General features: G+C 62.9%; 7 protein-coding genes. 4 read left to right on the top strand and 3 right to left on the bottom strand.

The annotated features are described in order from the left end of the window. From nusA to VGD20_RS01515, 3 genes are all read right to left on the bottom strand, one after another. The coding region (gene nusA / locus VGD20_RS01525; protein WP_331132764.1) for a transcription termination factor NusA at positions 1–794 on the bottom strand (794 nt) is incomplete at its 3' end. Further along, the gene (gene rimP, locus VGD20_RS01520) at positions 794–1,339 is read right to left on the bottom strand and encodes a ribosome maturation protein RimP (RefSeq protein WP_331132763.1); all 546 of its coding nucleotides are present in this window, start codon (positions 1,337–1,339) and stop codon (positions 794–796) included. The genes nusA and rimP, both read right to left, overlap by 1 nt. 240 nt (positions 1,340–1,579) lie before the next feature. Further along, positions 1,580–2,197, bottom strand: a complete 618-nt coding sequence (locus VGD20_RS01515; protein WP_331132762.1) for a hypothetical protein — start codon at positions 2,195–2,197, stop codon at positions 1,580–1,582. A 105-nt stretch (positions 2,198–2,302) separates the two neighbouring features. Here VGD20_RS01515 and VGD20_RS01510 point away from each other — a divergent pair, with 105 nt between their 5' ends. The 4 genes from VGD20_RS01510 to VGD20_RS01495 all read left to right on the top strand — a co-directional run. Further along, on the top strand, positions 2,303–3,112 hold the full coding sequence (locus tag VGD20_RS01510; RefSeq protein ID WP_331132761.1) for an ABC transporter ATP-binding protein: 810 nt from the start codon (positions 2,303–2,305) through the stop codon (positions 3,110–3,112). Between the two features lie 54 nt (positions 3,113–3,166). Next, positions 3,167–3,442 carry a metal/formaldehyde-sensitive transcriptional repressor gene (locus tag VGD20_RS01505; protein WP_331132760.1) on the top strand — a complete coding sequence of 92 codons (276 nt, stop codon included), beginning with the start codon at positions 3,167–3,169 and terminating at the stop codon, positions 3,440–3,442. 10 nt (positions 3,443–3,452) lie between these two features. Beyond that, positions 3,453–4,382, top strand: a complete 930-nt coding sequence (dmeF, locus tag VGD20_RS01500; RefSeq protein WP_331132759.1) for a CDF family Co(II)/Ni(II) efflux transporter DmeF — start codon at positions 3,453–3,455, stop codon at positions 4,380–4,382. A 138-nt stretch (positions 4,383–4,520) separates the two neighbouring features. After that, a partial coding sequence (locus tag VGD20_RS01495; protein ID WP_331132758.1) for a cell wall hydrolase occupies positions 4,521–5,458 on the top strand: 938 nt, incomplete at its 3' end.

The raw sequence follows: 5,458 nt of genomic DNA, 5'->3' as shown, positions 1-5,458 counted from the left end.
ACGCGGCTGCCCTTCATGCCGACGCAGGCGCCGACGGGGTCGATCGAGCCGTCATAGCTGATCACACCGATCTTCGCGCGCGAACCCGGGTCGCGCGCGGCAGCCTTGATCTCGATGATGCCGTCATAGATTTCGGGCACTTCCTGCGCGAACAGCTTCTTCATGAAGTCGGGGTGCGCGCGGCTGAGGAAAATCTGCGGGCCGCGCGTTTCGCTGCGCACCGAGAGGATCAGCGCGCGGACGCGATCACCGACGCGCATCAGTTCGCGCGGGATCTGCTGGTCACGGCGGATGACGCCTTCGGCGCGGCCGAGGTTGACGACGATGTGGCCGAATTCGACCGACTTCACGACGCCGGTGATGATCTCGCCGGCGCGGTCCTTGAATTCCTCATACTGACGCTCGCGGTCGGCTTCGCGGACCTTCTGGAAGATCACCTGCTTGGCCGACTGCGCGTCGATGCGGCCGAGGTCGACCGCGGGCAGCGGATCGACGATGAAGTCGCCGATCTTCGCATCCTTCTGCAGCTTCTGGCCGGCCGCCAGGTCGACCTGCTTGAAATAGTCCTCGACCTGCTCGACGACTTCGACAACCCTCCAGAGACGGAGATCGCCGGTCTGCGCGTCGAGCTTCGCACGAATGTCGTTCTCGGCGCCGTAGCGTGCACGCGCGGCCCGCTGGATCGCTTCCTCGATGGCCTCGATAACGATGCCCTTGTCGATCATCTTCTCGCTGGCGACGCTGTTGGCAATCGCGAGCAGTTCGGCCTTGTTGGCGGAAATGGCAGTGGCCATCAGTCCTGTCCTTCTTCTTCCATTTCGTCGGCGCCCTCGATCGAGAGCGGGACGGTTGCGGCAATCAATTTGTCGGTGAGAACGAGCTTTGCCGTGTCGATCGCGTCGAACGGCAGCTTGTGTTCCACACCCTCTTTATCCGAAATCGTCACGGTATCGCCGTCGATGCCGACCAGCTCGCCGTTGAAGCGCTGGCGCCCGCCCTGCTTTTCCTTCAGCGCGATTTTCGCCTCATGCCCCGCCCAGTCGGCGAAGTCGGCGCGACGCGTCAGCGGCCGGTCGATGCCCGGCGACGACACTTCGAGCCGGTACGCCTGATCGATCGGGTCCTTGCCGGCCTCTTCGAGCGCGTCGAGCCGGTCCGAGATGCGGCGCGACAGGTCGGCGCAATCGTCGATCGTCAGCTGGCGCGTGTCGGGCCGCTCGGCCATGACCTGCAACGTCGGGTCGCTCTCGCCGCCGAAAAAGGCGACGCGCACGAGCGCAAGGCCCATCGCCTCGGCTTCGGGCGCGATAATCGCATTCAGGACGTCGAGATCGGCCAACGATATTTCCCGTTCCGGATGACCGGAAAGCATGTGGGTATAGCCGCCGCGGCCCGCGGCCCCGACGTCCCAACTGGCTAACCATGTCAAGAAGTAGGGCGCATATAGGCTTTGGCAGCTGAGTCGGCAAGAGGAGAATGGGGATCAATGATGCTATACAGCCTCGTCCGCCGCGACATATCGCTCGAAGCGGCGGCCGGCTTCCACTGATACGCCGGGCGCCGATTATTCCCGAATCCGCTATTTTCGAAGCCGCGCTTCTTCAGGAGGGATGAATTTCAGCAAGTATAGCGCGATCCCCCTACTCCAACCCGTACCCTTGATGACCACATAGCCTTTCCAAACGCGATTTCCGGCCGAATCCAGATGACCGCAATAGGAATTTTCGCAAGCCCCCGAGAAGGTAATTTCCGCAGCAGTGCATGAACCGCTATCGACACATGATCGTCCAACGAACAGAAGATTTTCGGCCGCGTGCTCCCTTGGCATCCCATCATATGGTTCATAATCTTCCGGCCACGGCGCCGTCAGGCTCAACTGAATGACCTTATCTTCATTCTTGTCGAGAAATTCGGTTAGTTTCAACGGATCCGAATTCAAATCTACGAACCTGTCAAGAACAGGTGTTTGAAGCTTGACCGCCTTTTCGATCTCCGTCGAATCTATATTTACCTCGCTTGTACCAGAATCTTTTATTTGGAAGAAGAGAGCGATCGCTGCAATCAGCAAACTTAACCCCCCAATCGAGACCAGCGTTGAAAGCCTTGATAATATCGCTCTAATTCTATCTTTCAGATTAGGCAGGGTTTCTGCAACCTCTGCTTCTCCCTCCTTTTCACCTTCTTTTGCATCTTCCATCACAGCAGCCCCCGCGAAAATGTAGCTATTTTCAAGAAACGGCGAAAGTGTCCAGACAAGATCGAGCTGCGCACGCCAATTTGACCTTTCCTCGGGGAATGCATCATGCTCAAGGGGCGCATGATCGAAGACTCTCCCCTGCTCGCTCTGGCCAACGTGCGCGTCATGGCCGACGATAGCTGCATCCTCGACCTTCCGGCGCTGACCATCGGTGCGGGGGAGAGCGCCGCCATCCTCGGCGCCAACGGATCGGGCAAGTCCACATTGGTCAAGCTGATCACGCGCCAGCTCTATCCGGCTTATGGGGCCGATGTCCGGATCTTCGGACAAGACAGCTGGAATGTTTTCGATCTCCGCAAGCTGCTCGGCATCGTCTCCTCGACCGAACAGCTCGATTTCGACGCCCAGCCGCCGCTCGAAACGCTCGACTGCGTCGTGTCGGGCTTTTTCGCCTCGCGGGGACTGTGGGCGCATCAGCATTATACGCAGGAGATGGTCGATGCCTCGCTCGCCGCGCTGGAAGATGCCGGCGCAAGTCATCTGATCGGCCGCAGCATGGCAAGCCTTTCGACCGGCGAAGCCCGCCGTGTCCTAATCGCCCGCGCGCTCGCGCACCGGCCGCGCGCACTGTTGCTCGACGAACCTTGCGCGGGACTCGATCCCGCGGCGCGGCACCATTTCCTCGATATGCTGCGCGGCATCGTGCGCACAGGCGTCACCTTGTTGCTCGTCACGCACCATATCGAGGAAATCTTGCCCGAGATCGATCGTATCATCATGCTGCGCCGCGGGCGGCTCGACCGCGACGGTGCCAAGGACGCGCTTCTGACGAGCGAAGCAATAACCGATCTTTTCGGCCTGCCGATCAAGGTGACCCCGCGCGACGACTGGTATGACGCCGGCATTCTCCATTGAGCAGCACCCTCCGGTCGTTGCCAACCACCCCGACATAGGATAGGGGGGTATCCTATGTCGCATATGATTTCCAACAAGGACCAGCTTCTCGCGCGTGTCCGCAGAATTGCCGGGCAGGTCGGCGCGATCGAACGCGCTATCGGAGACGAGGCGGGATGCGCCGCGATCCTGCATCAGGTCGCGGGCGTGCGTGGCGCGGTCCTCGGATTGATGGACGAGCTGGTCGAAGACCATATGCGCGAACATGTCGTCGCCCCGGCCCTGTCCGACTCCGAGCGCGCGCAGGGCGCCGACGAATTGCTGGCGGCGATCCGCCGTTACGCGAAATAGGGGACCTTACATGTCGTTCGACAGCGAAATCGACGCGCTGACGCACAGCCATGTGTTCCTTGGCAAAAGGCACGACGAGAATGCGCGCCGCACGTTGTGGGTGGTGGCGCTCACCGCGGTGATGATGGTGGCGGAGATTGCCGCTGGTCTCGTCTTCAACTCGATGGCGCTGCTCGCCGACGGCTTTCACATGGCGACCCACGCGGGGGCGCTCGGCATCGCCGCAGTCGCCTATGCCTATGCGAAGCGCCATGCCCACGGGCGGCGCTACAGCTTCGGGACCGGCAAGGTCGGCGACCTGGCGGGCTTCGCATCGGCGCTCGTGCTCGGCATCGTCGCGCTGGGCATCGCATTCGAATCGGCGATGCGCCTGTTCGATCCACGTCCGGTCGCCTTTGCCGAAGCAACGATCATCGCCGTGGTCGGCCTTGGCGTGAACGTCGCCAGCGCGCTGCTGCTCGGCCATGGGCACGACCATGGCCACGAGCATTCCCACGGCGACGGACATGGGCATGGGCATGGGCATCATCACCACGAAACGGACAATAACCTCCGCTCGGCCTATCTCCATGTCGTCGCCGACGCGCTGACTTCGGTCCTTGCGATCGCCGCGCTGCTCGGCGGGCGCTATCTCGGCTGGGTGTGGCTCGATCCGCTGATGGGGATCGTCGGGTCGATCGTCATCGCAGCTTGGGCCTGGTCGCTGATACGCGACACCGGCGCCGTGCTGCTCGATGCGACCGACTCCGCGCTCGAAGCCGAAATTCGCACGCTGGTCGAAGGGCCGGGTGACGCGCGGATCACCGACCTGCATGTCTGGCGCGTCGGCCCCGGCGCACATTCGGCGATCATCAGCGCGGTCGGTGCGACGCGCGAAACCATTTGCGCGCGGGTCCAGTCGATCCGCGCGATCGAGCATCTGACGGTCGAGATACGTTAGGGCCTGGCGCGCGGTTTGTTCCGCGGCGGAACATCCCCGCATCGATTGCAACATTTTGTTGGCGTTTCAGCGTATAAGACAGGCTGGCGTCCCGTCCGCGCGAATCGGCGCCAGCGGGATGATGGAATTGATGAACGAATGAAGCCCGAACTGTCCCTGACCGCCCGCTCGACGTGGCGCGACCCGCTGCCCGAAAAGCCGGCGGGGCCGGGGCGTGCCTTCTGGGCGGCGATCGTTGCGGTCATGGCCGTCGCGTGCCTCGCCTTCCTTCTGTCGAGCGGGCAATTACGCGCACCGGCGGTCTTCGGACCGTATAGCGTATCGGTACCGCTGAACTTCCGCGCCTATGACCCCGAACGCTGGGCGATCATGAACGCGGCGGATTATGAGGATGCGTTGAAGATCGACCCGACGCTACCCGATCCGGCGAGCGTCGGTTACAGCGACGCTGCGGCACTGCCCCCTGCCGACCCCGCGCTGCTGCGCGACGAAGCCTTTGTCGGGCCGCCAGCCAAATCCTATGTCTTTCGCGGGGTTACCGCGCTCGACCGCGAGCGCGCGCATTATTGCCTGACTGCCGCCATCTATTACGAAGCGGCGTCCGAGACCGACGACGGGATGCGCGGCGTCGCACAGACGGTGATCAACCGCGTCCGCCACCCGAGCTTCCCCAACACCGTGTGCGGTGTCGTCTTCCAGGGATCGCAGCGCGCCGGCGTGTGCCAGTTCACCTTCAGCTGCGACGGCGCGATGGCGCGCGCGCCCGAACGGCGGAACTGGCTGCGCGCAAGCCGCATCGCGTCGGCAGCGCTCGGCGGCTACGTCTTCCCCAAGGTCGGTCTCGCGACGCATTATCATACGCAGGCGATCTGGCCGCGCTGGGGCAAGAGCCTGGTAATGACCAACATCGTCGGCGCGCACATCTTCCATCGCTGGCGTGGTCGGTGGGGCATGCCCGATGCGTTCCGTGCGCCCTATCTTGGCCGCGAGCCCGTGCCCGGCCCCTATCTGCCGCTCGCGCAGCAGCTAGCGATCCTGAAAGGCCAGGGCCTGCCGCCCGGCGCCGGCCCGGTTCC

The sequence above is a fragment of the Sphingopyxis sp. genome (assembly GCF_036402335.1).
Classification (GTDB): Bacteria; Pseudomonadota; Alphaproteobacteria; order Sphingomonadales; family Sphingomonadaceae; genus Sphingopyxis.
Note: the sequence above shows the minus strand (reverse complement) of the source record. Positions and strands in the feature narration are given on the sequence as shown.

Excerpts from the sequence above, each read along its gene's own strand:
- VGD20_RS01515 (WP_331132762.1), bottom strand. The coding sequence starts at position 2,197 with ATGGAAGATGCAAAAGAAGGTGAAAAGGAGGGAGAAGCAGAGGTTGCA.
- VGD20_RS01510 (WP_331132761.1), top strand. The coding sequence starts at position 2,303 with ATGCTCAAGGGGCGCATGATCGAAGACTCTCCCCTGCTCGCTCTGGCC.
- VGD20_RS01505 (WP_331132760.1), top strand. The coding sequence starts at position 3,167 with ATGTCGCATATGATTTCCAACAAGGACCAGCTTCTCGCGCGTGTCCGC.
- dmeF (WP_331132759.1), top strand. The coding sequence starts at position 3,453 with ATGTCGTTCGACAGCGAAATCGACGCGCTGACGCACAGCCATGTGTTC.